Source organism: Streptomyces sp. NPDC004609, from assembly GCF_042873655.1.
Taxonomy (GTDB): domain Bacteria; phylum Actinomycetota; class Actinomycetes; order Streptomycetales; family Streptomycetaceae; genus Streptomyces.
Genome location: NZ_JBIALS010000026.1, coordinates 1 through 25,075, shown reverse-complemented (window position 1 = coordinate 25,075; position 25,075 = coordinate 1). Strand labels below are relative to the sequence as shown.

The 25,075-nt window shown below is 73.2% G+C and carries 20 protein-coding genes; 10 read left to right on the top strand and 10 right to left on the bottom strand.

From position 1 onward, the window contains the following. Nucleotides 1-40: 40 nt before the first annotated feature. The 3 genes from ACFYT4_RS24160 to ACFYT4_RS24150 form a co-directional block, all read right to left on the bottom strand. The gene (locus ACFYT4_RS24160) at nt 41-1,210 is read right to left on the bottom strand and encodes an ADP-ribosylglycohydrolase family protein (protein ID WP_389272642.1); all 1,170 of its coding nucleotides are present in this window, start codon (nt 1,208-1,210) and stop codon (nt 41-43) included. Further along, a complete protein-coding gene (locus ACFYT4_RS24155; RefSeq protein WP_389272892.1) occupies nt 1,173-2,684 on the bottom strand; it encodes an ADP-ribosylglycohydrolase family protein in 1,512 nt (503 codons plus the stop codon). Before ACFYT4_RS24155 ends, ACFYT4_RS24160 begins: the two co-directional genes overlap by 38 nt. Before the next feature lie 365 nt (nt 2,685-3,049). After that, nucleotides 3,050-4,129, bottom strand: a complete 1,080-nt coding sequence (locus ACFYT4_RS24150; RefSeq protein WP_389272639.1) for an ADP-ribosylglycohydrolase family protein — start codon at nt 4,127-4,129, stop codon at nt 3,050-3,052. Nucleotides 4,130-4,336: 207 nt separating this feature from the next. On the opposite strand from ACFYT4_RS24150, the gene ACFYT4_RS24145 reads away from it, so the two are divergent. The 4 genes from ACFYT4_RS24145 (at nt 4,337) to ACFYT4_RS24130 (ending at nt 12,904) form a co-directional block, all read left to right on the top strand. After that, nucleotides 4,337-5,065 (top strand): VIT1/CCC1 transporter family protein, encoded by a 729-nt coding sequence (locus tag ACFYT4_RS24145; RefSeq protein WP_389272636.1) that lies wholly within the window; start codon nt 4,337-4,339, stop codon nt 5,063-5,065. A 680-nt stretch (nt 5,066-5,745) separates the two neighbouring features. After that, nucleotides 5,746-10,305 (top strand): glutamate synthase large subunit, encoded by a 4,560-nt coding sequence (gltB, locus tag ACFYT4_RS24140; protein WP_389272633.1) that lies wholly within the window; start codon nt 5,746-5,748, stop codon nt 10,303-10,305. Continuing rightward, nucleotides 10,298-11,758: a glutamate synthase subunit beta gene (locus ACFYT4_RS24135; RefSeq protein ID WP_389272630.1), complete on the top strand. Its 1,461-nt coding sequence runs from the start codon at nt 10,298-10,300 to the stop codon at nt 11,756-11,758. Before gltB ends, ACFYT4_RS24135 begins: the two co-directional genes overlap by 8 nt. 402 nt (nt 11,759-12,160) lie before the next feature. Next, a complete protein-coding gene (locus ACFYT4_RS24130; RefSeq protein ID WP_389272627.1) occupies nt 12,161-12,904 on the top strand; it encodes a VWA domain-containing protein in 744 nt (247 codons plus the stop codon). 4 nt (nt 12,905-12,908) lie between these two features. Here the strand turns inward: ACFYT4_RS24130 and ACFYT4_RS24125 are convergent, their stop codons facing one another. After that, nucleotides 12,909-13,199, bottom strand: coding sequence for a hypothetical protein (locus ACFYT4_RS24125; RefSeq protein ID WP_389272624.1), 291 nt, complete (start codon nt 13,197-13,199; stop codon nt 12,909-12,911). 139 nt (nt 13,200-13,338) lie between these two features. Here ACFYT4_RS24125 and ACFYT4_RS24120 point away from each other — a divergent pair, with 139 nt between their 5' ends. Beyond that, nucleotides 13,339-13,839 (top strand): pyridoxamine 5'-phosphate oxidase family protein, encoded by a 501-nt coding sequence (locus ACFYT4_RS24120; RefSeq protein ID WP_389272621.1) that lies wholly within the window; start codon nt 13,339-13,341, stop codon nt 13,837-13,839. Nucleotides 13,840-14,089: 250 nt separating this feature from the next. Here the strand turns inward: ACFYT4_RS24120 and ACFYT4_RS24115 are convergent, their stop codons facing one another. Both ACFYT4_RS24115 and ACFYT4_RS24110 read right to left on the bottom strand, forming a co-directional pair. Beyond that, the gene (locus tag ACFYT4_RS24115) at nt 14,090-15,226 is read right to left on the bottom strand and encodes an acyl-CoA dehydrogenase family protein (protein ID WP_389272618.1); all 1,137 of its coding nucleotides are present in this window, start codon (nt 15,224-15,226) and stop codon (nt 14,090-14,092) included. Continuing rightward, nucleotides 15,226-16,365, bottom strand: coding sequence for an acyl-CoA dehydrogenase family protein (locus tag ACFYT4_RS24110; protein ID WP_389272616.1), 1,140 nt, complete (start codon nt 16,363-16,365; stop codon nt 15,226-15,228). The genes ACFYT4_RS24115 and ACFYT4_RS24110 overlap by 1 nt, the downstream gene beginning before the upstream one ends. 53 nt (nt 16,366-16,418) lie before the next feature. On the opposite strand from ACFYT4_RS24110, the gene ACFYT4_RS24105 reads away from it, so the two are divergent. The 3 genes from ACFYT4_RS24105 to ACFYT4_RS24095 are packed head-to-tail and all read left to right on the top strand — an operon-like array spanning nt 16,419 to nt 19,018. Beyond that, nucleotides 16,419-17,216 (top strand): SDR family oxidoreductase, encoded by a 798-nt coding sequence (locus ACFYT4_RS24105; RefSeq protein ID WP_389272889.1) that lies wholly within the window; start codon nt 16,419-16,421, stop codon nt 17,214-17,216. A 15-nt stretch (nt 17,217-17,231) separates the two neighbouring features. Continuing rightward, complete coding sequence (locus ACFYT4_RS24100; protein ID WP_389272613.1) at nt 17,232-17,852, top strand: TetR/AcrR family transcriptional regulator; 621 nt, start codon at nt 17,232-17,234, stop codon at nt 17,850-17,852. 8 nt (nt 17,853-17,860) lie between these two features. After that, nucleotides 17,861-19,018: an acetyl-CoA C-acetyltransferase gene (locus tag ACFYT4_RS24095; RefSeq protein ID WP_389272610.1), complete on the top strand. Its 1,158-nt coding sequence runs from the start codon at nt 17,861-17,863 to the stop codon at nt 19,016-19,018. A gap of 374 nt (nt 19,019-19,392) precedes the next feature. Here the strand turns inward: ACFYT4_RS24095 and ACFYT4_RS24090 are convergent, their stop codons facing one another. Genes ACFYT4_RS24090 through ACFYT4_RS24075 form a run of 4 tightly spaced genes read right to left on the bottom strand, consistent with a single transcriptional unit; the run spans nt 19,393 to nt 22,782 of the window. Next, nucleotides 19,393-20,442, bottom strand: coding sequence for an NAD(P)H-dependent flavin oxidoreductase (locus ACFYT4_RS24090; protein ID WP_389272887.1), 1,050 nt, complete (start codon nt 20,440-20,442; stop codon nt 19,393-19,395). A gap of 8 nt (nt 20,443-20,450) precedes the next feature. Continuing rightward, nucleotides 20,451-21,200: a CoA-transferase subunit beta gene (locus ACFYT4_RS24085; RefSeq protein WP_389272607.1), complete on the bottom strand. Its 750-nt coding sequence runs from the start codon at nt 21,198-21,200 to the stop codon at nt 20,451-20,453. Continuing rightward, nucleotides 21,197-22,036, bottom strand: coding sequence for a CoA transferase subunit A (locus ACFYT4_RS24080; RefSeq protein ID WP_389272605.1), 840 nt, complete (start codon nt 22,034-22,036; stop codon nt 21,197-21,199). The genes ACFYT4_RS24085 and ACFYT4_RS24080 overlap by 4 nt, the downstream gene beginning before the upstream one ends. Then, entirely contained in the window at nt 22,033-22,782 is a 750-nt protein-coding gene (locus tag ACFYT4_RS24075; RefSeq protein ID WP_389272602.1) for an enoyl-CoA hydratase family protein, read from the bottom strand. Before ACFYT4_RS24075 ends, ACFYT4_RS24080 begins: the two co-directional genes overlap by 4 nt. A gap of 56 nt (nt 22,783-22,838) precedes the next feature. Here ACFYT4_RS24075 and ACFYT4_RS24070 point away from each other — a divergent pair, with 56 nt between their 5' ends. Both ACFYT4_RS24070 and ACFYT4_RS24065 read left to right on the top strand, forming a co-directional pair. Further along, a complete protein-coding gene (locus ACFYT4_RS24070) occupies nt 22,839-23,591 on the top strand; it encodes an SDR family oxidoreductase (RefSeq protein ID WP_389272599.1) in 753 nt (250 codons plus the stop codon). 3 nt (nt 23,592-23,594) lie between these two features. Continuing rightward, complete coding sequence (locus ACFYT4_RS24065; protein WP_389272596.1) at nt 23,595-24,476, top strand: SDR family oxidoreductase; 882 nt, start codon at nt 23,595-23,597, stop codon at nt 24,474-24,476. The last annotated feature ends 599 nt before the right edge of the window (nt 24,477-25,075 follow it).

Genomic DNA, 25,075 nt, shown 5'->3' with positions numbered 1-25,075 from the left:
GTGCCCGTGCCGCCCGCCGCGGGAGTGGTGGGAGCGGCCGTCACCGGGGAGCCGCCGTCAGGGTGGTGAACGCCGACTCATGGGCGCGGCGACGCTCCGTGTCCCGTACGAAGATCTCGCGGGCGACCGTGGCGAGTTCCCGCGCGGGCGTGTGCAGATCGAGGCGGCTGGCCTCGGCGACCGACTTCGCCCAGTCGTGCGGGACCGCCTGCTCGCCCCGCAGCGCGCCCGCGATCGCGCCCGACATGGTGGCGATCGAGTCGCAGTCGCGGCCGTAGTTGACCGAGCCCAGCACCGTACGGCGGTAGTCACCGCCGCCGACCAGCAGCATGCCCAGCGCGATGGGCAGTTCCTCGATGGAGTGCAGCCGGGAGGGGCGGCGGGCGCCGAGGGAGGGGGCACGGTAGTCGGGGCCGACCGTGTCGAAGGGGGCGACCGCCGTACGGAGCGGGGTGAGCGCCGACTCGAAGTCCGTGTACCGTACGGCGACTTCGGCCACGGCCTCGACGGCGGCGCGGGTGCCGTCCTTGGCCACCGCGAGGGCCGTGTCCACGACGGTGGCGGGCGTCGCGCCCGGCCGGCAGGCCGCCGCTACCGCCGCCGCGAAGACGCCCGCCGCCTCCCGGCCGTACGAGGACTGGTGCGCCCCCGCGATGTCGAGGGCCTCGGCGTAGGCGGCGGCCGGGTTCGCCGCGTTGACCAGGCCCACCGGCGCCATGTACATCGCCGCACCGCAGTTGACGATATTGCCGCTGCCCGCCTCGCGCGGATCGTGGTGGCCGTAGTGCAGCCGCGTCACCAGCCACTTCTCGGCCAGGAACAGCCGCTGGAGGGGCAGCGCCTCCGCCTCCAGTTCCGGGATCCAGCGGGGGTGGGAGATCAGGTCCGGGACCAGATGGCCGGCGACGGCGTACGCGTCGAGGTGGTCGCGGACCGTGGCGTACACCCTGATCAGCGCATGGGTCATCAGGGTGTCGTCGGTGACGTGCCCGTCGCCCTTGTGGTACGGGGCGAGGGGGCGGGCGGTGCGCCAGCCGTCGCCGTGCCAGGGGCCGACGATGCCGTGGACCCGGCCGCCGTGGCGTTCGGCGATCTGCTCCGGGGTGTAGCCCTCGACGGGGCCGCCGAGCGCGTCGCCGACGGCCGCGCCGATCAGAGCGCCGCAGATCCGGTCATCGAGTGCCGGGGTCGTATGCGTTGTTGGCGTCATGTCGGAATTGTCCACCCGGTGCGGTCAGTTCCATGTGTGTCAGCAGCCCGGCGAGTTCGACCAGATCGGTGCCCGCGAGGCGGGGGAGCGCGCACCCGGCGAGGGTGCGGCAGGCGTCGCGCCAGCCGGCCGGGATGGACTCCCCGCCGCCGAGCGCGCCGGTCAGCGCCCCGGCGAGGGCGGGTGCGGAGTCGGCCACCCGGGAGAGGCAGACGGCGGTCGGCACCGCCTCCGCGACCCGGCCGCGCGCCGCCGTGGCGACCGCGAGCGCCACCGGAACGGTCTCGGCGGCGGCGATTCCGTAGCTGTAGACGTGGTCCACGATCTGATGCTCCAGCAGGGGGACGAGATCGAAGGCGGCCTCCGCGTCGCGCGCGAGGGCGACGGCGTGCCGTGCGTTCCGGCCGATCTCGGTCGACTGCGGCAACTGGGCCAGTGCGGCCTCCACGGCCTCGTCGACACCTCCGCCCCCGAGCGCGGCGGCGACGGCCGCGGCCATGGCACGCGCACCGTGGACGCCGTCGCCGTCCTGGGTGTAGCGGGCGTCGAACTCCGCGAGTGCCGCCGCCGCGTCGGGGTCCCCGGGGTGGACGACCGCGAGGACGACGGCCCGGACACAGGCCGCGTCGTCGAAGTAGTGCGGATTGTCGTGCCCGGTCGCGGGCGGGCGCAGTCCGGTGGCGAGATTGCCGAGCCCCGCGCGTACGGAGATCCGGGCGCGGAGCGGGAGCACGGCGGACTCCACCTCGGGTGCGCGGGCGGCCGCGGCGGCGACCTCTCCGGCGAGCGAGTTCCACGCGAGATCGACGGCCGCGCGCAGCCGGGTTTCCGGGGCCAGACCGGCGAAGAGGCCCCCGGACGCCGTGAGCACGGTCTCGGCGGTGAAGGCCGCCCACTCGGCGTCGTCGGACGGCCCGAGCCGCAGGGGCTCCGGGGGCTGGTTGAGCGCGATGGGCACGGGCAGGGTGGTGGTCGCGTTCTGCTCGGCGAACGTGTCCAGCTCACGGGTGAGCCGCCGGGTCCACTCGGGCATCCGCGCGGCGCGGTGCCGGGCGGCGGGCCACCCGGCGGCATCACCCGCGGCGAGCCCGAGGAGCAGGCCCTCGACCGGCCGCCGCACGACGGTGCCCGCCCGGTCGAGCGGACCGGAAGCGCTGCCCCGGCGGGGGGAGGAGCGCCCGGCGCGGTGGTGCGGACGGGGGGTGTGTTCCGGGGGCGGGACGAGATGCCCCGCTGTGACGCGTGCGCCGGAAGGCGCCTCTCGTCCGGGGAGTGACTCGGGGGGCGCGGCGGTCCCGGTGCCGTCCGGGGGAGGCGTCTGCGAGCCTCCGGGCGCGGGGCGCGGGCCGGTACGCGGGGGTGTGGCGGCCGGGGCGGTGCGGGCCGGGCTCCCCGGGCGGCCGGGAGCGGTACTCGGGGAGCCGGGGGTGGTGCGGGTGGTCGGCGGGGGCTGCGGCCCGGGCGGTGTCGCCACCGGGCAGGCGGCCGCGGCCGTGCTTGCCGGGGGCTCCGGGGCCGGGTCCGGGGTTCCGTACGGTTCCGGGGTTCCGGGCGCCTTCGGTGTGCCGGTGCCGGTGCCGGGCGCGGGCGTCCTTCCGTACGGCTCCGAGACGCCGGGCGGGGCCGGGGTCGTGCCCGGCTCCGAGACGCCGGGCGGGGAGGTGAGGGGCGGGGTGCCTGGGGGAGGGCCCGCGGCGGGCGGTACGGGTCGTGCCGTGGTGCCGTCAGCGGGGCGGCTCCCGGCCGGGGGGTCGCCGGGCGTACGGCCGGGAGGCGCGGGCTCCCGCTTCGGGCCGGGTGCCCCGATCGCGGGGGAGAGCCCGTCCGCCGCTTCCGTCGTCATGACGCCGCCTCCGGTTCGCCGTCCGGGGTGAGCAGACAGGCGATGTCCAGGACATGGTGGCCCGCCATCGACGGGAGGCAGCTGCCCCGGACCGGGCCGATCGCCGAGGCCCACTCCGGGGGAATCGCCGCCACGCCCGAGACCGCCCCGGCGAGCGCTCCCGCCACCGCCGCCGTCGTATCGGCGTCACGGCCCATGTTGACCGCGGTCAGCACCGACGTACGGAAGTCGCCGCGAGCCGCCGCGAACGCGCCGAACGCCAGGCCCACCGCTTCCGGGGCCAGGTCCGTCCACGGATAGCCGCCGATGACGACCGAGGAGCGGACGGCGCGCTCCATGGACAGGGTGTCCTCGTGGACGCGCCGCGCGGTGACCACGCCGCGGCGCAGGGACCGCGCCGTCCACGAGTCCATCGGGATCACCGAGAGCGCCGCGCCGATCACCCCCGCCGGGCCCGCGCCCGCCATGGCCGCAGCCACACCCGCCGCGACCGCCCGGCCGCCGTAGATGCCCTCGCCGTCATGGCTGACCGAGCCGTCGATCGCGACCAGGCGGGCCGCCTCCAGGGGCCGGCCCGCCGCGAACACCCCGAACGGCGCGGCCCTCATCGCCAGACCGTCGCTCCAGGCGTGCCGGTGCTGGGCGGAGATGGGTGCCGCGAGACCCCGGCGGAGGTTCTCCAGGGTGCCGCGCTCGCTGAAGCCCGCGCCCCGGAACGGGCCCTCGTCCAGATCCGCGATCCAGTGGTGCCACGCCTCCTCCACATGGGCCACGGTCAGCGCGGAGCCGTGCCGGGCGAGCAGCAGGCCGGAGAAGATGGCGTACTCGGTGTCGTCCGTACCGGCGGGGTCGTCGTGCACGAAGCCTTCGATACGGCCCCAGCGGCGGCGGATCTCGGACGGACGCATGTTCTCCGCGGGCGCGCCGAGCGCGTCGCCCACCGCCAGCCCCAGCAGCGCGCCGCATGCCCGGTCCAGCGGAGACGGAGACGGGGACGGGGCGGCCGGTGGCGGCACGGCCGGACCCGCCGGCGCGCGTACGAAGGAATCCGCGGGATTGCCGGCGGTCAATTCCATGGGCGAGCCCCTTTCGCGCGCACGAGCCTGGTGCCTGCATCTGTGCCACGCGCGGTCGGCGAAGAGTCCGGGAATCGAGGCTGTCACCCGCCCGCCTCCAGGTAAGTACGGCCTGCCTTGCTGGCGCGCCCCTTACAGGCTGCGTATGTTCGAAGGTGTTCGAAGGGTGGCGGAGCGCGAGGCTCCGCCATCGGGCAAGGGAGAGCTGTGTCCATCATCGATACCGGGGCGACCCTCCACGCGGCGCACCGGGACAACCACACCCACCGTGACGTCAACGGCGGCTGGCTGCGGCCCGCGGTCTTCGGCGCGATGGACGGGCTGGTCTCCAACCTGGCGCTGATGACCGGTGTCGCGGGCGGATCGGTGTCCCAGCAGACGATCGTCATCACGGGGCTCGCCGGACTCGCGGCGGGCGCGTTCTCCATGGCCGCGGGGGAGTACACCTCGGTCGCCTCGCAGCGGGAGCTCGTGCAGGCGGAGCTGGCCGTGGAGCGGCGGGAACTGCGGAGGCACCCCGTGGACGAGATGGAGGAGCTGGCGGCGCTGTACACGGCCCGGGGTGTGGAGCCCGCGCTGGCGCGTGAGGTCGCGACGCAGCTCTCCCGGGATCCCGAGCAGGCGCTGGAGATCCACGCGCGCGAGGAACTGGGGATCGCCCCGGACGATCTGCCGTCGCCGGTGGTCGCCGCGGTCTCGTCCTTCGTGGCGTTCGGGCTGGGGGCCCTGCTGCCCGTGCTCCCGTATCTGCTCGGCGCGAGTGCGCTGTGGCCCGCGGTGCTGCTCGCGCTGGTCGGGCTCTTCGTCTGCGGTGCGGTGGTGGCGCGGGTGACGGCGCGGAGCTGGTGGTACAGCGGGCTGAGGCAGCTGGCGCTGGGCGGGGTGGCGGCGGCGGTGACGTACGGGCTGGGGATGCTGATCGGAGCGGCGGTCTGAGGCGGGTGGGTTCCTGGCGGGGCTCGGCCCCGGGAGCCCGCGTCTCGACCGCCGGCGGTCGGGTTCGGGGGCCGCGCCTCGATCGCCGGGCGGGCCGGGTTGTGTGGTGCCTGCACCGGATGGGTGCGGGTTTCCTGTCGGGGCTCCGCCCCGAACCCCGCGCCTCAATCGCCGGCGGGGCTGGAACATGTCCCCCGCGCCTTGATGGACGGCGGGGCTGGGGTTCGGGGCCTGGGCGTCAAAAGCTGGCGGACCCGGGGTTCGGGCCCGGACCGCCGGGCGGGGCTGGAATTTGTGGACCGCGCCTCACGTGCCGGAGGGATCGGTGAACGCGGACGTCATGGGCGGTGAGGAACGACCCGGGGCCGGATTCCGGATCGGGTGAGACACTGTGGGGGATGCTGTGGCGGCGGTCCGTAACACGGCGGTTTCGAATCCTTCATCACGGGGCATGAGCCGAGGGCGCTGCGAGCAATGAAGCCCGCACCGCTCACCGGTCCTGTGGATGCCGATCTGTCCGGCGCAGAGCCCTCGACCGAGCCACCACAGTGTCCGCATGTTGGAATGAGTTATCCACTTTTCGAGAGCCAATCCATCATGTAACCTGCACGAAATTTCTCCGCAGAGGGCCAACGTCGTCCCTCGGCACTTCACATGCCACGACGACGACGGGAGAGCCGATGCGTTCCGACGCCTGGTCGCCCATGGACGGTCGCCCCGCCCCTCAGGGGATGTACGACCCCCGTAACGAACACGACGCCTGCGGTGTCGGGTTCGTGGCCACCCTCACCGGTGTTGCCAGCCATGAGCTGGTGGAGCAGGCGCTGACGGTACTGCGGAACCTCGAACACCGCGGTGCCACCGGCTCGGAGCCCGACTCGGGGGACGGCGCCGGGATTCTGCTGCAGGTGCCCGACGCGTTTCTGCGGGAGGTCAGCGGTCTCGATCTGCCCGGGGCCGGGGCGTACGCGGTCGGCATCGCCTTTCTGCCCGAGGACGGCACCGAGGAAGCCGTCTCACGCATCGAGACGATCGCGGGCGAGGAAGACCTCACCGTCCTCGGCTGGCGCGAGGTGCCCGTCACGCCCGATCTGCTCGGCAACGGCGCCCGCGCGACCATGCCGGTCTTCCGCCAGCTCTTCGTGAGCGACGGCAGCAGCGAGGGCCTCGCCCTCGACCGCAAGGCCTTCGTCCTGCGCAAGCGCGCCGAGCGCGAGGCGGGCGTCTACTTCCCGTCGCTGTCCGCGCGCACCATCGTCTACAAGGGCATGCTGACCACCGGCCAGCTGGAGCCCTTCTTCCCCGACCTCTCCGACCGGCGCTGCGCCACCGCCGTCGCGCTCGTGCACTCGCGGTTCTCGACGAACACGTTCCCGAGCTGGCCGCTGGCCCACCCGTACCGCTTCGTCGCGCACAACGGCGAGATCAACACGGTCAAGGGCAACCGCAACTGGATGCGCGCCCGGGAGTCGCAGCTCGTCAGCGATCTCTTCGGTACGGAGAGGCTGGAGCGGATCTTCCCGGTCTGCACCCCGGACGCCTCCGACTCCGCCTCCTTCGACGAGGTCCTGGAGCTGCTCCACCTCGGCGGCCGCTCGCTGCCGCACTCCGTGCTGATGATGGTCCCCGAGGCATGGGAGAACCACGCCTCCATGGCCCCGGCCCGGCGAGCCTTCTACCAGTTCCACTCCACGATGATGGAGCCCTGGGACGGCCCCGCCTGTGTCACCTTCACCGACGGCACCCAGGTCGGCGCGGTCCTCGACCGCAACGGACTGCGGCCCGGCCGCTACTGGGTCACCGACGACGGACTGGTCGTCCTCTCCTCCGAGGTCGGCGTCCTCGACATCGACCCGGCCAGGGTCGTCCGCAAGGGCCGGCTCCAGCCCGGCCGGATGTTCCTCGTCGACACCGCCGAGCACCGCATCATCGAGGACGACGAGATCAAGTCCACGCTCGCCGCCGAACACCCCTACGCGGAGTGGCTCGACGCGGGGATCATCGAGCTGGAGGACCTGCCCGAGCGCGAGCACATCGTGCACACCCACGCCTCCGTCACCCGCCGTCAGCAGACCTTCGGCTACACCGAGGAGGAACTGCGCATCATCCTCGCCCCGATGGCGAGGACCGGCGGCGAACCGCTGGGCTCCATGGGCACCGACTCCCCGATCGCGGCCCTCTCCGAGCGGCCCCGGCTGCTCTTCGACTACTTCACCCAGCTGTTCGCGCAGGTCACCAACCCGCCGCTGGACGCCATCCGCGAGGAACTGGTCACCTCGCTGCGTTCCTCCCTCGGCCCCGCGGGCAACCTCCTGGAGCCGACCGCGGCCTCCTGCCGCAGCGTCACCCTCCCCTTCCCGGTGATCGACAACGACGAGCTGGCCAAGCTCATCCACATCAACGCCGACGGTGACATGCCCGGGATGAAGGCCGCGACGCTCTCCGGCCTCTACCGCGTCGGCGGCGGGGGCGACGCGCTCGCCGCCCGTATCGAGGCCGTCTGCGCCGAGGTCGACACCGCCATCGAGGACGGCGCCCGGCTCGTCGTGCTCTCCGACCGGCACTCGGACGCCGAGCACGCGCCCATCCCGTCGCTGCTGCTCACCTCGGCCGTGCACCACCACCTCATCCGCACCAAGCAGCGCACCCAGGTGGGGCTGCTCGTCGAGGCGGGCGATGTGCGCGAGGTGCACCACGTCGCGCTGCTCATCGGCTACGGCGCCGCGGCCGTCAACCCGTATCTGGCGATGGAGTCCGTCGAGGACCTGGTCCGAGCCGGGACCTTCATCGAGGGCATCGAGCCCGAGCAGGCCATCCGCAATCTCATCCACGCCCTCGGCAAGGGCGTGCTGAAGGTCATGTCCAAGATGGGCATCTCGACCGTGGCCTCCTACCGGGGCGCCCAGGTCTTCGAGGCCATCGGTCTGGACGAGTCGTTCGTCGAGACGTACTTCAACGGCACCGCGAGCAAGATCGGCGGCGCGGGCCTGTCCGTCGTCGCCGACGAGGTCGCCGCCCGGCACGCCAAGGCGTACCCGGCCTCCGGCGTCCCCTCGGCGCACCGCGCGCTGGAGATCGGCGGCGAGTACCAGTGGCGCCGTGAGGGCGAGCCGCACCTGTTCGACCCGGAGACCGTCTTCCGGCTCCAGCACTCCACCCGCAACCGCCGGTACGACATCTTCAAGCAGTACACGGACCGGGTGAACGAGCAGTCCGAGCGGCTGATGACACTCCGCGGCCTCTTCGGCTTCGCCAGCGACCGGCAGCCCGTGCCGCTGGACGAGGTCGAGCCGGTCTCCGAGATCGTCAAGCGGTTCTCGACCGGCGCGATGTCGTACGGCTCCATCTCCCGCGAGGCGCACGAGACCCTCGCCATCGCCATGAACCGGCTGGGCGGCAAGTCCAACACCGGTGAGGGAGGTGAGGACCCGGAGCGGCTGTACGACCCCGAGCGCCGCTCCAGTATCAAGCAGGTCGCCTCCGGCCGCTTCGGTGTGACCAGCGAGTACCTGGTCAACGCGGACGACATCCAGATCAAGATGGCCCAGGGCGCCAAGCCCGGCGAGGGCGGGCAGCTGCCCGGTCCCAAGGTCTACCCGTGGGTCGCCAGGACCCGGCACTCCACCCCGGGCGTGGGCCTGATCTCCCCGCCGCCGCACCACGACATCTACTCCATCGAGGATCTCGCCCAGCTGATCCACGACCTCAAGAACGCCAACCCCGCCGCCCGGATCCACGTCAAGCTGGTCTCCGAGGTCGGAGTCGGCACCGTCGCCGCCGGTGTCTCCAAGGCGCACGCCGACGTCGTGCTGATCTCCGGCCACGACGGAGGCACCGGTGCCTCCCCGCTCACCTCGCTGAAGCACGCGGGCGGTCCCTGGGAGCTGGGTCTCGCCGAGACCCAGCAGACCCTGCTGCTCAACGGCCTGCGCGACCGGATCGTCGTCCAGACCGACGGCCAGCTCAAGACCGGCCGCGATGTCGTCATCGCCGCACTGCTGGGCGCCGAGGAGTTCGGTTTCGCGACCGCGCCCCTGGTCGTCTCCGGCTGTGTGATGATGCGCGTCTGCCATCTGGACACCTGCCCGGTCGGTATCGCCACCCAGAACCCGGTCCTGCGCGAACGGTTCTCCGGCAAGGCGGAGTACGTCGTCAACTACTTCGAGTTCATCGCCGAAGAGGTCCGCGAGCTGCTGGCCGAACTCGGTTTCCGTACGGTGGAGGAGGCCGTCGGCCACGCCGAACTCCTCGACACCCAGCGGGCCGTGGACCACTTCAAGGCCCAGGGCCTCGATCTGGCCCCGCTCTTCCACGTACCCGAGCTGCCCGACGGCGCGGTCCGCCACGCCCTGGTCGAGCAGGATCACGGGCTGGAGAAGGCGCTCGACAACGAGCTGATCAAGCTCGCCGCCGACGCGCTGAACGCCGGGTCCGCCGAGGCAGCCCAGCCGGTGCGCGCCCAGGTCGCCATCCGCAACATCAACCGGACCGTGGGCACCATGCTCGGTCACGAGGTCACGCGGAGGTTCGGCGGCGCGGGCCTCTCCGACGACACCATCGACATCACCTTCACCGGCTCGGCCGGCCAGTCCTTCGGCGCGTTCGTCCCGCGCGGCATCACGCTGCGGCTGGAGGGCGACGCCAACGACTACGTCGGCAAGGGCCTCTCGGGCGGCCGGGTGATCGTCCGCCCCGACCGGGGCGCCGGCCATCTCGCCGAGTACTCCACCATCGCGGGCAACACCATCGCGTACGGGGCGACCGGCGGCGAGCTGTTCCTGCGCGGGCGCAGCGGCGAGCGGTTCTGCGTCCGCAACTCCGGAGCCACCGTCGTCTCGGAGGGTGTGGGCGACCACGGCTGCGAGTACATGACCGGCGGCCACGCGGTGGTGCTCGGCGAGACCGGGCGCAACTTCGCGGCCGGTATGTCCGGTGGCACCGCCTACGTCGTCGACCTGGACCGGGACAACGTCAACCCCGGCAACCTGGGTGCGATCGAGCCCCTGACCGACGCCGACAAGCAGTGGCTGCACGATGTCGTGCGCCGCCACCAGGAGGAGACGGGCTCCACCGTCGCCCGGACCCTCCTCGCCGACTGGTCCGTGAACGCCGACCGGTTCAGCAAGATCATCCCGACCACGTACAAGGCAGTGCTCGCCGCCAAGGACGCCGCTGAGCTCGCCGGTCTCTCCGAGCAGGAGACCACCGAGAAGATGATGGAGGCGGCGACCAATGGCTGACCCCAAGGGCTTCCTGACCACCGGACGCGAGGTCGCCGAGACCCGTCCCGTGGCCGAGCGTCTCAAGGACTGGAACGAGGTCTACGTCCCCGGCTCCCTGCTGCCGGTCATCAGCAAGCAGGCCGGCCGGTGCATGGACTGCGGCATCCCGTTCTGCCACAACGGCTGCCCTCTCGGGAACCTGATCCCCGAGTGGAACGACTACGCCTACCGCGAGGACTGGGCCGCGGCCTCCGAGCGGCTGCACGCGACCAACAACTTCCCCGAGTTCACCGGGCGGCTGTGCCCCGCGCCCTGTGAGTCGGCCTGTGTGCTGGGCATCAACCAGCCCGCCGTCACCATCAAGAACGTCGAGGTCTCCATCATCGACAAGGCGTGGGACTCCGGCGACGTCACCCCGCAGCCCCCGGAGCGGCTGTCCGGGAAGACGGTCGCCGTCATCGGCTCGGGTCCGGCCGGTCTCGCCGCCGCCCAGCAGCTGACCCGGGCCGGTCACACCGTCGCCGTCTACGAGCGGGCCGACCGCATCGGCGGGCTGCTGCGGTACGGCATCCCCGAGTTCAAGATGGAGAAGGTGCACATCAACCGCCGTATCGAGCAGATGCGCGCGGAGGGCACCAAGTTCCGTACGGAGGTGGAGATCGGCCGGGACATCGACGCGGCCAAGCTGCGCCGGCGCTACGACGCGGTGGTCATCGCGGCCGGGGCGACCGTCTCCCGCGATCTGCCCGTTCCCGGCCGTGAGCTGAACGGCATCCACGCCGCGATGGAGTATCTGCCGCTCGCCAACAAGGTGCAGGAGGGCGACTTCATCGCCCCGCCCATCACCGCCGAGGGCAAGCACGTCGTCGTCATCGGCGGCGGGGACACGGGCGCGGACTGCGTCGGCACCGCCCACCGCCAGGGCGCGGCCTCCGTCACCCAGCTGGAGATCATGCCCCGGCCGGGCGACGAGCGCGGCACGGGCCAGCCCTGGCCGACGTTCCCGATGCTCTACAAGGTCACCTCGGCCCACGAGGAGGGCGGCGAGAGGGTGTACTCCGTCTCGACCACCCACTTCGAGGGCGACGAGGACGGCAATGTCCAGGCGCTGCACCTGGTGGAGGTGGAGTTCACGGGCGGCAGGCTGGAACAGAAGCCCGGCACCGAGCGCCGGATCCCGGCGCAGCTCGTCACGCTGGCCATGGGCTTCACCGGCACCGACCAGGAGAACGGCCTGGTCCGGCAGTTCGGCCTGGAGCTCGACGACCGCGGCAACATCGCCCGGGACGCGGACTACGCGACCAACGTCGACGGGGTGTACGTCGCCGGTGACGCGGGCCGCGGCCAGTCGCTGATCGTGTGGGCGATCGCCGAGGGCCGCTCGGCGGCCCGCGGTGTCGACCGCTATCTGACCGGGGCGAGCGACCTCCCGGCCCCGATCCGCCCGACCGACCGGGCCCTCACCGTCTGATCCCGGAGCCCGTGCGGTCCGTCCCGGCCCGTACGGCTCCCCCAGTCGTCCCGTACAACGGCGTACGGAACTGAACGCGGCGCCTGCCCTGTCCCCGACCGGACCCGGGTGGGCGCCGCGGTATGTCTGCCTCCGTGCCCCGTTCCGGCGGCGGCTCCTCCGGTGGGTCGGCCCAGGCGTTCCGCCGTGGTGTCCCGCTTGGGTCGTTCTGCCCGCATACCGCCCGGACGCATGGCCGGATCCCGCCTGTATCACCCGGAGTCGGGGCATGGGCGGGACGCCGATCGAGCGGTCGTTGTCGTACACGTGACGTAATCTCGGGATACCAGTCGACCTGTCGGCCGCCGGCGGTGCGGACCATCACCCGCATCCCCCGGCGGCGCACGGAACGGAGCCGCGAACATGGCCGTATGGCCCACCGCCGGGGGACCGGCCATCAGCCTTCGGAAGGTCGAGGAGAAGGCGCCCGCGCTGGTCAGCCTCTACAAGTCGGCGGGCACGTCTCTCGACAGGCACGGCCTCGGGGGCCGGCGTGCCGCGGTCTATCTGGTGCTCGACTACTCCGGTTCGATGCGGGAGTACTACAAGGACGGCAGTGTGCAGGCGCTGGCCGACCGGGTGCTGGGGCTGTCCGCCCATCTCGACGACGACGGACGGGTGCCCACCGTCTTCTTCTCCACGGACGTCGACGCGGTCACGGACATCGCGCTGGAGAACCACCACGGCCGGGTCGCGCAGATCGCCGCGAGCCTCGGGCACATGGGCAAGACCAGCTATCACCTGGCGATGGACGCCGTGATCGACCACTATCTCGACAGCGGCTCGACCGCGCCCGCGCTGGTCGTCTTCCAGACCGACGGCGGTCCCATCAACAAGCTCGCGGCCGAGCGCTATGTCTGCAAGGCGGCCAAACTGCCGCTGTTCTGGCAGTTCATAGGCTTCGGCAACACGCACAGCAAGCAGTTCGACTTCCTCCGCAGGCTCGACGAACTCGCGGTGCCCCACAAGCGCCCGGTCGACAACGCCGGCTTCTTCCACGCGGGCCTCGACCCCCGCCAGGTCTCCGACGCCGAGTTGTACGACCGGCTCGTCGGCGAGTTCTCGCGCTGGCTGGCGGCGGCGCAGGCGCAGGGCATCGTCCGCTGACGCCTCACTCCGGGCCGGGCAGCCAGTAGTTGTAGACCTCGGTCACCTGCGGACGGTCGGGCGCCATGGCAAGCCCCAGGCGCTCGGCGACCGGCATCATCACCGTGCCGAACTTGTCCATGGCCTCCTCCGACTCCCAGAGGTCGAAGACCTCGATGCCCTGGCCCGACGGCACACAGACATGGGCCAGACATCCGGCGAAGGTGTCACCGGGCAGGTCCCGGAGTGCGGTGTCGAGCGTGTCGTACTGCGAGGTGCTGATGCCCGGGAGTGTGGCGTGCATGAAGATCGTCATGAGGATCCTCCTCCGGCCGTGGGGACAGGGCCTCCCCGCCGCCACGGTGGCGGCCCGTCCCCGTCCACCAGCACAGCACTTTCGGGTGCCGATGTGAATCCCGACAGAAGATGGCGGGATTCGGTGTTCTCCTGGCTCCATGACGAATGAGACATCCGCCCCGCCGCCCGCGCGTTCTCCCTGGTCGGACTTCCGGGCGGCGGAGCCGGAGTTCGCCCGGGAGGCCGAGGCCCGTTTCGGCGCGTACCGGCACCATGTGCTCGCCACCCTCCGCAAGGACGGCTCCCCCCGGCTGACCGGTCTGGAGATCACGTTCCAGGAGGGCGAGGTGCTGCTCGGCATGATGCCGGACTCGCTGAAGGCGAAGGATCTGCGGCGTGATCCGCGGTTCTCCCTGTACGGGAACCCGGGCGCCGGGGACACCATGGAGGGCGGCGACGTACGGATCTCCGGGCGGGCCACGGAGGTGACCGACCCGGCGCTGACCGCGCGCTTCGTGGCGGAGTCCGGGCCGCCGGAGCCGTTCCACCTCTTCCGGGCGGACGTGGACGAGGTGGTACGCGTCTGGGTCGACGGCGACCTGCTGGCCGTCCGCTCCTGGCGCCCGGGTGCGCCGGCGATCACCCGCCGGCGGCGCTGAGGGAGGTGCCCGGCGGGTGACGGGCGCGCACGGAGGGTATCGGATGCGCGCCGGGCCGCCGTGGACGCTCGTGCCGGGTGCCGGGTGCCGGGTGCCGGGTGCCGGGTGCCGGGTGCCCGGGTGCCCGGGTGCCCGGGGGCCCGGGTGTCGCGGTCCTCTGCCGTGCCCGTCCTTCGCCGGGTTCCGCCGGGTCCCGCCGGGCCGGGCGGCGCGCGCCGGACGGTGGCCCCGCCGCCCGGGGCGCCCCGCGTCACACGGCGCTGTCCAGTACCGCGGACCGGCAGACGGCCGGGGTGCCCCAGGCGTCCCGCAGGGGGCGGGCCTTGCGCAGCCACAGGGAGAGGTCCAGCTCCTCGGTGTAGCCGACGGCACCGTGCAGCTGGAGGGCGGTGCGGGCGGCGGTGTACGCGGCCTCACCGGTGGTGACCTTCGCGGCGGCGATGTCCACGGGGTCCATGGTCAGGGCCGCTCCGTACAGCAGGGGCCGGGCGAACTCCAGCCCGAGCAGGGTGTCGGCCAGCCGGTGCTTGACGGCCTGGAACGCGCCGATCGGTGTGCCGAACTGGCTGCGCTGCCGGGCGTACGCCACCGTCCGGTCGAGCAGGGCGAGCCCGGCGCCGAGCGACTGCGCCGCGGTGGCCAGGCGTGCCACCCGCCCGGCCGTGACCGCGGCCCGCTCCAGGTGCGGGCCCTCGGCGAGGATCTCGCCGCCGGGCGCGGGCACGGCCAGCCGGCGCGCCGGATCGGACGAGATCCGGAGTGTCCCGTGGCCCGGCGCGAGCCGCAGCACGGCCCGCGCTCCGGCGGGCGGACCACCCTCCGGGGCCCCCGATCCGGTACCGCCGGGTCCGTACGGCCTGCCGGACCCACCCGCCCCGCCCGGTCCGCCCGGTCCGCCGTACGCACCCGGCTCGTCCCCCGGACCCGCCCCGAGCGTTCCCTCCCGCTCCACCACCAGCACCGACTCCGCCGCGTCCGCGTCCAGCGCGTAACCGCCCCCGCCCGGCAGGGTGAGCGTCGCGAGGGCCTCGCCCGTCGCCAGCCCCGGCAGCAGCCGCTTCGCCGCCGCCGTGTCGCCCGACTCCGCCAGCCCGGCGAGCAGGACGGCGGCGGCGACCGTCTCCACGAGCGGCCCCGGCACCGCATGGCGGCCCAACTCCACGAAGCAGACGGCCAGTTCGACGGGGAGCAGCCCCACACCCTCGTACGACTCCGGTACGGCGAGCGCGAAGACGCCCGCCTCCCCGAGGCGCGTGAACAACTCGCGCCCCGGGCCGTGGTCGCCCGCCGCCCAGGCGCGGGCCACCGCCGGGGTGTCCGACGACGTCAGCATCGCGTCCAGGGAGCGCGCGAACGCCTCCTGCTCGTCCGTGAGGAGAAAACGCATCAGCGGCGCCCCTTCGGCAGGCCGAGCAGGCGCTCGGCGATGATGTCCCGCTGGATCTCGTTCGTACCGGCGTAGATCGGGCCGGCCAGGGCGAAGACATACCCCTCGGCCCACTCCGTGTCGCCGAGTTCGCCGTCCTCGCCCAGCAGATCGAGCGCCGTCTCGTGCAGCGCGATGTCGTACTGGGACCAGAAGACCTTGTTGAGGCTCGACTCCGCGCCGATGCTCCCGCCCGCCGCGAACCGTGCCGCCCCGGCGGCGGTGAACAGCTGATACGCCCGTGCCCCGATCACCGCGTCCGCGACCCGGTCCCGCAGCCCCGGATCGGACCCGCTCGCCCGCCACTGCCGTACGAGACGGTCCGCCGCCGCCAGGAACCGGCCGGGGGAGCGCAGGGTCAGCCCCCGCTCGCTCCCGGTGGTGGACATCGCGATCCGCCAGCCCTGCCCCGGCTCGCCGACGACGTCCTCGTCGGGCACGAAGACGCCGTCGAGGAAGAGTTCGGCGAAGGCGGGCTTGCCGTCGAGCCGGCCGATGGGCCGGACCGTCACCCCCGGCGCCGACAGGTCGAACATCAGATACGTCAGCCCCTGATGCGGCTTGGGCGCCCCGGGGTCGCTGCGGAAGATCCCGAACGCCCGGTCCGCGAACGCCGCCCGGGACGACCAGGTCTTCTGTCCGGTCAGCAGCCAGCCGCCGTCCGTCCGCTCCGCGCGCGACCGCAGCGACGCCAGGTCGGAGCCGGCCTCGGGCTCCGACCACGCCTGCGCCCAGACGACCTCGCCGCTCGCCATCGGCGGCAGCACCCGCGCCCGCTGCTCCTCGGTGCCGTGGTCGAAGAGGGTGGGCGCCAGCAGGCTGATGCCGTTCTGCGACACCCGGCCGGGCGCGCCCGCCGCCCAGTACTCCTCCTCGAAGAGCAGCCAGCGGAAGATGTCCGCGTCCCTGCCCCCGTACCGCTTCGGCCAGGAGACGGCGGACCAGCGGTCCGCGGACAGCTCCGCCTCCCACGCGCGGTGCGCGGCGAAGCCCTCACGGATCTCCAGGGACGGCAGCGGCGTACGGGGCACATGCGCGGCGAGCCAGTCGCGGGCCTCGGCCCGGAAGGTCTCCTCGTCGGACGAGTGGTGCAGGTCCATGGGTACGCCCATCCTTCCCTAACAAGTGTTTGGTAGGTTAACGTGCCCCTGTGATGAACAACAGGGCGGAGAACACGCCGGATTACGTCCCCGGTCACGGCCTCCTCAAGGGCCGCACCGCGGTGATCACCGCCGCGGCCGGTGCCGGGATCGGCGGCGCGACCGCGCGCAGATTCCTGGAGGAGGGCGCGCGGATCGTCGTCAGCGACACCCACGCCCGCCGGCTGCGGGAGACCGAGGCCGCGCTCGCCGGAGAGTTCGGCGCGGACGCCGTCGCCGCCCAGCCCTGTGACGTCACCGACGAGACGCAGGTCCGGGCCCTGTTCGCCCGCGCGGCCGACGAACACGGCGGTCTCGACGTCGTCGTCAACAACGCCGGACTCGGCGGCACCGCGGCCCTCGTCGACATGAGCGACGACCAGTGGGACGGCGTTCTCGACGTCACGCTGAACGGCACGTTCCGCTGTACCCGCGCCGCCCTGCGCTCCTTCCGCGACACCGGCCGCCGCGGAGTGATCGTCAACAACTCCTCCGTCGTCGGCTGGCGCGCCCAGGCCGGGCAGGCCCACTACGCCGCCGCCAAGGCCGGGGTCATGGCGCTCACCCGCTGCGCGGCGGTCGAGGCCGCCGCGTACGGCGTACGCGTCAACGCGGTCGCGCCCAGCCTCGCCATGCACCCGCATCTGGTGAAGGTCACCTCGGCCGAGCTGCTGGAGGAGCTGACCGCGAGGGAGGCGTTCGGGCGGTACGCCGAGCCGTGGGAGATCGCCAACACCATCGTGTTCCTGGCCAGCGACTACTCCTCGTATCTCACCGGCGAGGTCGTCTCCGTCAGCAGCCAGCGCGCGTGAGCGGACAATGAGAGCGTGCCGAACAAGAAGAAGACCCAGGTGACCGCCTCGCCCGAGCGCCGTCGCGAACTGCTCCGCCTCGCCGCCGAGGTGTTCGCCGCCCAGGGGTACAACGCCACCACCGTCCGCAGGATCGCGGACGAGGCGGGCATGCTCGCCGGAAGCCTCTACTACCACTTCGACTCCAAGGAGTCGATGCTCGACGAGATCCTCTCCGCCTTCCTGGACGAGCTGTGGCGGGGATACGACACCGTCCTCGCCGCCGGGCTCGGCTCCCGGGAGACCATCGAGGCCCTCGTCACCGAGTCGTTCCGGGAGATCGACCGGCACCGCGCCGCCGTCGCGATCTACCAGAAGGAGTCCCGGCACCTCGCCGCGCAGCCCCGCTTCCACTACCTCACCGAGTCCCAGCAGAAGTTCGAGAAGGCATGGCTCGGGACGCTGGAGCGCGGGGTCGCCGACGGGGCCTTCCGGGACGACCTCGACATCCGTCTGACCTACCGGTTCGTCCGCGACACGGTGTGGGTCGCCGCGTCCTGGTACCGGCCGGGCGGACAGCACAGTCCCGAGGAGATCGCCCGCCAGTACCTCTCGATGGTGCTGGACGGGATCGCCGTACGCACACCACCCACCTAGGAGTTGACATGGGCGAGGCCTACATCGTCGAAGCGGTACGCACCCCGGTGGGCCGGCGCAGGGGCGGCCTCGCCGCCGTGCACCCCGCCGACCTGGGAGCGCACGTCCTGACCGCGCTCGTCGAACGCTCCGGCGCCGACCCGGCCGCCGTGGAGGACGTCGTCTTCGGATGCCTGGACACCGTGGGCCCGCAGGCCGGCGACATCGCCCGTACGGCATGGCTGGCCGCCGGGCTGCCCGAGGAGGTGCCGGGTGTGACGATCGACCGCCAGTGCGGCTCGTCCCAGCAGGCCGTGCACTTCGCCGCACAGGCCGTGCTGTCCGGCACCCAGGACCTCGTCGTCGCGGGCGGCGTCCAGAACATGTCCATGATCCCCATCGCCTTCGCGTCCCGGCAGGCCGGCGACCCGCTCGGACTGACCGAGGGCCCCTTCGCGGGCAGCGAGGGCTGGCGGGCCCGGTACGGAGACGCGCCGGTCAACCAGTTCCACGGCGCCGAACTGATCGCCGCGAAGTGGGGCATCACCCGCCGCGACCAGGAGGAGTTCGCGCTCCGCTCCCACGAGCGCGCCGTCCGCGCGATCGACGAGGGCCGCTTCGGGCGCGAGACGGTGGCGTACGGGGACGTCGTGGCCGACGAGGGGCCGCGCCGCGACACCACCCTGGAGAAGATGGCCGGCCTGAACCCGGTGGTGGAGGGCGGCACGATCACCGCCGCCTGCTCCTCCCAGGTCTCGGACGGCGCCGCGGCCATGCTGATCGCGAGCGACCGTGCCGTACGGGAACACGGGCTCACCCCGCGCGCCCGGATCCACCACCTCTCCGTCAGGGGCGAGGACCCGATCCGTATGCTCTCCGCGCCCATCCCGGCGACGGCGTACGCCCTGAAGAAGACGGGCATGTCGCTCGCCGACATCGACCTGGTCGAGATCAACGAGGCGTTCGCCCCGGTGGTCCTGGCCTGGCTGAAGGAGACGGGCGCGGACCCCGCGAGGGTCAATGTGAATGGCGGGGCGATCGCGCTCGGCCACCCGCTGGGCGCGACGGGTGTCCGGCTGATGACCACGCTGCTCCACGAACTGGAGCGCACGGGGGGCCGGTTCGGACTCCAGACGATGTGCGAGGGCGGCGGACAGGCGAACGTCACGATCATCGAGAGGGTCTGACGCGTTCCGCCCGGGGCCGTCCGGCGAGACGCGGGGCGGGAGGCCCGGAGACCCGGACGGGGGCTGGACGTGAGGCCCGGGAGACCCGTACGTGAGGTCCGGGCGGGACACCGGCGAGGGCACGGGGCGCCCTCGCCGGACGGCTCGGCGGGCCGGCGCGCAGCCGAGCAGGACCGCCGCCGCGACTTCCACCATCCCCGGGGGACGGCGGGCACCCGCCCCCGCCGGAATCGGCTCAGAGCACCCGCGGGCAGACGCCCGACACATCAGGGCGCGCCCGGCGTCGGGGGAGATGCCGGCGGCTTCGGGACCGTGCTTCCGGTTCCTCCGTGTCCGCGTCGGCGCGTGAAGGATCGTCGCCGGACCTTCGGCTGTCACTCCCGACCCGGCAGCCCCCGCACCACCTCCGACGCCTCCTCCATCACCCGTTCCACCAGCTCCGCGCAGCTCGGCAGATCGGCGATCACCCCGGCCACCTGGCCCGAGGCCATCACGCCGAGATCCGTGCGCCCCTCCACCATCGAGGCCCGCAGCAGCATCGGCGTATTGGCCGCGAGCAGGACCTGTCCCCAGGTCAGGTCCTTGCCGTGTTTCATCGCGAGCCCGTCGCGGGCCATCGCCGACCACGAGAGCCCCGACAGTTTCCGGAAGCCCGCGGCGTGCCGCAGCGACCGCAGGAGGGTACGGGCGCGGCCGTGGCGCTCCAGGGACCTGACCAGTTCCGTCCGCAGCATCCGGTGCGGCAGCCCGTCCACGGCCGTCGTCACCGTCACGTCCTTCACCGTCGCCGCCAGATACCTCGCCTTCACGGCGTCCGGCACCGTCGAGTCCGAGGTGAGCAGGAAGCGCGTACCCATCGCCACGCCCGCCGCGCCGAGCGCGAGCGCCGCGACCAGGCCCCGGCCGTCGTGGAAGCCGCCCGCCGCGACGACCGGGATGTCCACGGCGTCCACCACCTGCGGCAGCAGCACGGTCGTCGCCACCTCGCCCGTATGACCGCCGCCCTCGCCGCCCTGCACGATCACCGCGTCCGCGCCCCACGCCGCGACCTTCTCGGCGTGCCGGCGCGCCCCGATCGACGGAATGACGACCACACCCGCGTCCTTGAGCTCGGCGATCAGCTCACGGGAAGGCGCGAGCGCGAAGGAGGCCACCGGTACGCCCTCGTCGACGATGATCCGCACCCGCTCCCGCGCGTCCGCCGCGTCCGCGCGCAGATTGACCCCGAAGGGCGCGTCCGTACGGGACTTCACCTCGCGCACGGCCGCGCGCAGTTCGTCCGGGCTCATCGTCGCCGAGGCGAGGATGCCGAGCGCGCCCGCGTTCGCGGTGGCGGAGACCAGCCGGGGGCCCGCGACCCACCCCATCCCGGTCTGGACGATCGGGTGGCGCACCCCCGTCAGCCCGGTGAGCGCGGTCTCGATCGCCGCCATCAGGACCCGACCTCGCGCTCGCGCAGCCTCTTCGGGTCGATGACCTCGCGGATCAGCCGCAGTTCGTCCGCGGTGGGCTCGCGGGTGTACGGGACCTCGTCCGGGACGGTGAGCGCGAAGCCGGTGGCCTCCCGCACCCGCTCCACCGTGACACCGGGGTGGAGCGACGCCAGCCGCATGGAGCGGTCGGGGGTCGCGAAGTCGAAGACCCCGAGGCCGGACACGACCCGGGGGATACGGTGGTACCGCGTCGCGCTCGGACCGGCCGCGGCGGCGTTGTCGTACCCCACCCCGCACACCATGTCGACCTTCTCCACGAACACCCGTGGCGAGTGCTTCGGCACCCAGTAACTGACCGGGTTGTTCAGGGTGTTGACGGGCGCGCCCCGCACCCCGAGGAGCTGGCGCGCGGGCCGCTCCCAGTCGCCGATGCAGGAGATGTTCTGGTTGCCGTACCGGTCGATCTGGCTCGCGCCCATCATCACGTGCCGCCGCCCGCCGGTGACCATCGCGAGATGGCGCCGGTACGGCAGCCAGCCCTCCGGCGCCCCGTCGAGCCCGACCAGCATCGCCTCGCCGTCCGTGAGCAGGAGATCGGGGGAGAAGGTCCGTTTCGCCAGCCGGGCGCCGACGGACGGGATCAGCCCCATGGGGCTGGCGAGCACCTCCCCGTTGTCGCGCCACGCCTCGGCGCAGGCGACGACGCAGTACTCGGCACGCGAGACCACAGCGGTTTCGGCGGCGCTCATCGGGACTCCTCCTGCCATGCCTGGACGGCGGCCTGATAGCTCTTCTCGTCGCCGTGCAGAAACCGCCCGGCGAACTCCTCCCAGGGCGTGGTCGCGTACATCCGCTGGAACGCCTCGTCCCGGTCGTAGTCGGGCGCACAGGAGGTGAAGTGCGCGCCGTTCGGGGCCTCGACGACCCCGGTGACCGCGTGCCGGCCGACCAGCAGGGTCTGCGGCACGGCATCCGCGAATCCGTCGACCACCTCCTCGCAGGAGACGTACGCGCTCTCGGCGGCCTCGCAGAACAGATCGTCGAAGTACGGATCCGGGCCGAGGTACTGTCCGTTGCCCGTCCGGTCGGCCCGGTTGAGATGGACGAGCGCCGCGTCCATCTCCAGGGCGGGGACGGCGACGAACTCCTCCCCGTCCCCGTACGGCGAGGTGACCGTCCGCAGTTCCGGGTTGACGCGCATCACGTCGGAGCCGATGCCCGCCCGCACGGGCAGGAACGGCAGCCGGTTCGCCGCCGCGTGCAGTCCCCACATGAACATCGCCTCGTCGATCTCGGTGAGCGCGAAGCCGCCGCGCTGGCGGGCGGCGCGGTAGTGGGGTTCGAGGGGGACCGAGTCGAGGGTGACGAAGGCGGTGACCAGCTTGCGGATCCGCCCCGCGGCGGCGAGGAGGCCCACATCGGGACCGCCGTACGAGATCACCGTGAGATCGGTGATCTCGGACCGGAGCAGCGCTCTGACCAGGGCCATCGGCTTACGGCGCGAGCCCCAGCCGCCGATCCCGATCGTCATCCCGCTGCGCAGCCGTCCGACGACGTCCTCGCATGTCATGGTCTTGTCGGTCATGACCCCTCTCCCTTCCCGAAGGTGTCCCGGACGCGGGCGGCGACCCCGGCGAGGTTCGCCTCGAAGGTGAAGCCCTGCTCGAAGCGGTAGCTGCGGCGGACGTCGACGGGGTCGATACCGTTGATGGCGGCCTTGGCCATCCGGATCAGCGTGCCGTCCTTGCGGGCGATCTCCCGGGCCAGCTCCAGGGCCGCCGCCTCCAGCCCGGCGCGCGGTACGACCCGCCAGACCGATCCGTGGCGCTCCAGCTCGCCGGCCGTGGCCGTCCGCGAGGTGTAGTAGAGCGCGCGCATCAGATGCTGGGGGACCAGCCGGGCCAGATGGGTGGCCGCGCCGAGCGCGCCCCGGTCCAGCTCCGGCAGTCCGAAGACGGCGTCGTCCGAGGCGACGATCGCGTCGGCGTTGCCGACGAGCCCGATACCGCCGCCCAGGCAGAAGCCCTGCACCGCGGCGACGACCGGCACCTCGCACTCGTACACCGCGGCGAACGCCTCGTAGCAGCCGCGGTTGGCGCCCAGCAGCGCGTCCTGGCCCGGATCGCGCTGCAACTCCTTGATGTCGACGCCCGCGTTGAAGCCGCGGCCCGCCGCGGCCAGCACGACACAGCGGACGGCGGGGTCGCGCCCGGCCGCGCGGACCGCGTCGGCGAGGTCGTACCAGCCCTGTACGGGAAGGGCGTTGACGGGCGGATAGTCGGCCGTGACCAGACGGACGCCCTCGGCCGGGTTCGCGGTGGAGACACCCATGACAGGATCAGCTACCTTTCCACCAAACATTTGTTAGGTGAGGAAGGTAGCAGCCCATGGAGCTGGACGGGAGGGTCGCCGTCGTCACCGGTGGCACACGGGGCGTCGGCGCGGGCATCGCGCGCGCCTTCGAACGGGCGGGCGCGACGGTGGTGATCTGCGCGCGCCGGGAGCCCGAAGTCCCGGTCGGGGGAGCCGAGTTCATCCCGCTGGACCTGCGGGACCCGGATGCCGTCGAGACGTTCTTCGACCGCGTCGCGGAGCGGTACGGCCGGCTGGACACCCTGGTCAACAACGCGGGCGGCACCCCCTACCGGCCGCTCGCCGACGGCGGGCCCGCCCGCCACGCCCGGGTGATCGAGCTCAATCTCACCGCGCCGCTGACCGCGTCACTCGCCGCGCACCGCCATCTCCGGGCGGCCCGCGGCTCGATCGTGATGATCGGCAGTGTCAGCGGCGTCCGCCCGTCCCCGGGCTCGGCGGCGTACGGCGCGGCGAAGGCGGGACTGGACAGCCTGGCCCGCTCCATGGCGGTCGAATGGGCCCCCGAGATACGGGTCAACACCCTGGTCCTCGGCATGGTCCGCACCGAACTGTCCCCCCTGCACTACGGCGACGAGGAGGGCGTCGCGGCCGTCGGCCGCACGGTGCCCCTCGGCCGGCTGGCCGAGCCGGCGGAGATCGGTGAAGCGGCCGTCTTCCTCGCCTCCCCACGCGCGGCCTACATCAGCGGCGCGTCCCTGCTCGTGCACGGCGGCGGGGAGCGGCCCGCCTTCCTCGACGCCGCAACAGCCAACAAGGAGGCTTGAGAGATGACGGGAATCTGCGAGGAACGGGTCGTCGTGGTCACGGGCGCCGGGCGCGGTCTCGGCCGGGCGCACGCCCTGGCGTTCGCCGCGGAGGGGGCGAAGGTCGTCGTCAACGACCTGGGCGCGGGCCTCGACGGCGGCGGCTCGTCGACGAGCCCGGCGGCGGAGGTGGTGGCGCGGATCCGGGCGGCGGGCGGCGAGGCGGTGGCCCACGGCGGCGACATCGCGACCACCGAGGGGGCCGCCTCACTGGTGGCGACCGCACTGGAGACGTACGGCCGACTGGACACCCTCGTCAACAACGCGGGCTTTCTGCGCGACCGGATGCTCGTCAATCTCGACGAGGACGACTGGGACGCGGTCGTCCGCGTCCATCTCAAGGGCCACTTCCTCCCGCTCCGGCACGCGGCGGCGCACTGGCGCGCGGCGGCCAAGTCGGGCCGCCCGGTCGCGGCCCGGGTCGTCAACACGACCTCCGGCGCGGGCCTGCTCGGCAGTGTCGGCCAGGGCAACTACGCGGCGGCGAAGGCCGGGATCATCGGTCTCACCCTGGTCGCCTCGGCGGAGATGTCCCGCTACGGAGTCCAGGTCAACGCCATCGCCCCGGCGGCCCGTACCCGGATGACCGAGAAGACCTTCGGGGATCTGACCGCGCTGCCGGAGGACGTCTCACCGCTCGTCGTCTGGCTCGGCTCCGGCGCGAGCGAGGGTGTCACGGGACGGGTCTTCGAGGCGGAGGCGGGCCGGATCACGGTGATGGAGGGCTGGCGTCCGGGCCCGACCGCGGACAAGGGCACCCGCTGGACCCCGGCGGAGGCGGGCGAGGCGACCCTGGAACTGCTCGCCCGCTCGGCGGCGCCGGGACGGGTGTACGGGGCGGGCTGACCGCCGCGACGCGAGGCCGGGCCCGGTCCGTGCGCGACGGGGACCCGGACCGCACCGCGCGCCTCATCGGGCCCGGGACACACGGGTTCGGTACGCAGCCGGGTCCGGGTGGCACCGGGCCGGGAGCGCAGCCGGCACCGCACCGGGCCCGGCCCTGAACTCCCTGTGGCGAGCCGCCCCCGGCCGGGCCTCACCGGATCACACCGCAGCCGCCGGGACCGGAACACTCCACCCGTCGGGCCACTCCGCCCGCGGGTCGACCCGCACCGAAAGGCACCCCGATCGAAGGGCGCCGTGCCCGAAAGCCTCGCCCCCGAAGGCACCCTGCCCGAAACGGCACCGCCCCCCGGTCCGCGTCGACGCGCCGCGTACCCGGGGGGCGGTGGGGGGGGGGGGGGGGGGGCGGGGGGGGGCGGGGCCGCGCCGCCCCCGGGCGGGGGCCCCCGGGGGGGGGGGCCGGGGGGGCCCGGGGGGGGGGGGGGGGGGGGGCCCGGGGGGGGGGGGGGGGGGGGGGGGGGGGGGGGGGCCACCGGGGGGGGGGGGCGCTGGGGCGGTCCGGGCCGGGGGACGCCGGACTCCGGGGCCTCGCGGCCGTCGGG

Bases quoted from the DNA above. Each gene is read 5' to 3' on its own strand.
- ACFYT4_RS24085 (WP_389272607.1), bottom strand. From the start codon at position 21,200: ATGAGCGCCGCCGAAACCGCTGTGGTCTCGCGTGCCGAGTACTGCGTC.
- ACFYT4_RS24095 (WP_389272610.1), top strand. From the start codon at position 17,861: ATGGGCGAGGCCTACATCGTCGAAGCGGTACGCACCCCGGTGGGCCGG.
- gltB (WP_389272633.1), top strand. From the start codon at position 5,746: ATGCGTTCCGACGCCTGGTCGCCCATGGACGGTCGCCCCGCCCCTCAG.
- ACFYT4_RS24075 (WP_389272602.1), bottom strand. From the start codon at position 22,782: ATGGGTGTCTCCACCGCGAACCCGGCCGAGGGCGTCCGTCTGGTCACG.
- ACFYT4_RS24110 (WP_389272616.1), bottom strand. From the start codon at position 16,365: ATGGACCTGCACCACTCGTCCGACGAGGAGACCTTCCGGGCCGAGGCC.
- ACFYT4_RS24080 (WP_389272605.1), bottom strand. From the start codon at position 22,036: ATGACCGACAAGACCATGACATGCGAGGACGTCGTCGGACGGCTGCGC.
- ACFYT4_RS24135 (WP_389272630.1), top strand. From the start codon at position 10,298: ATGGCTGACCCCAAGGGCTTCCTGACCACCGGACGCGAGGTCGCCGAG.
- ACFYT4_RS24065 (WP_389272596.1), top strand. From the start codon at position 23,595: ATGACGGGAATCTGCGAGGAACGGGTCGTCGTGGTCACGGGCGCCGGG.
- ACFYT4_RS24130 (WP_389272627.1), top strand. From the start codon at position 12,161: ATGGCCGTATGGCCCACCGCCGGGGGACCGGCCATCAGCCTTCGGAAG.
- ACFYT4_RS24115 (WP_389272618.1), bottom strand. From the start codon at position 15,226: ATGCGTTTTCTCCTCACGGACGAGCAGGAGGCGTTCGCGCGCTCCCTG.
- ACFYT4_RS24160 (WP_389272642.1), bottom strand. From the start codon at position 1,210: ATGACGCCAACAACGCATACGACCCCGGCACTCGATGACCGGATCTGC.
- ACFYT4_RS24125 (WP_389272624.1), bottom strand. From the start codon at position 13,199: ATGACGATCTTCATGCACGCCACACTCCCGGGCATCAGCACCTCGCAG.
- ACFYT4_RS24105 (WP_389272889.1), top strand. From the start codon at position 16,419: ATGAACAACAGGGCGGAGAACACGCCGGATTACGTCCCCGGTCACGGC.
- ACFYT4_RS24070 (WP_389272599.1), top strand. From the start codon at position 22,839: ATGGAGCTGGACGGGAGGGTCGCCGTCGTCACCGGTGGCACACGGGGC.
- ACFYT4_RS24150 (WP_389272639.1), bottom strand. From the start codon at position 4,129: ATGGAATTGACCGCCGGCAATCCCGCGGATTCCTTCGTACGCGCGCCG.
- ACFYT4_RS24120 (WP_389272621.1), top strand. From the start codon at position 13,339: ATGACGAATGAGACATCCGCCCCGCCGCCCGCGCGTTCTCCCTGGTCG.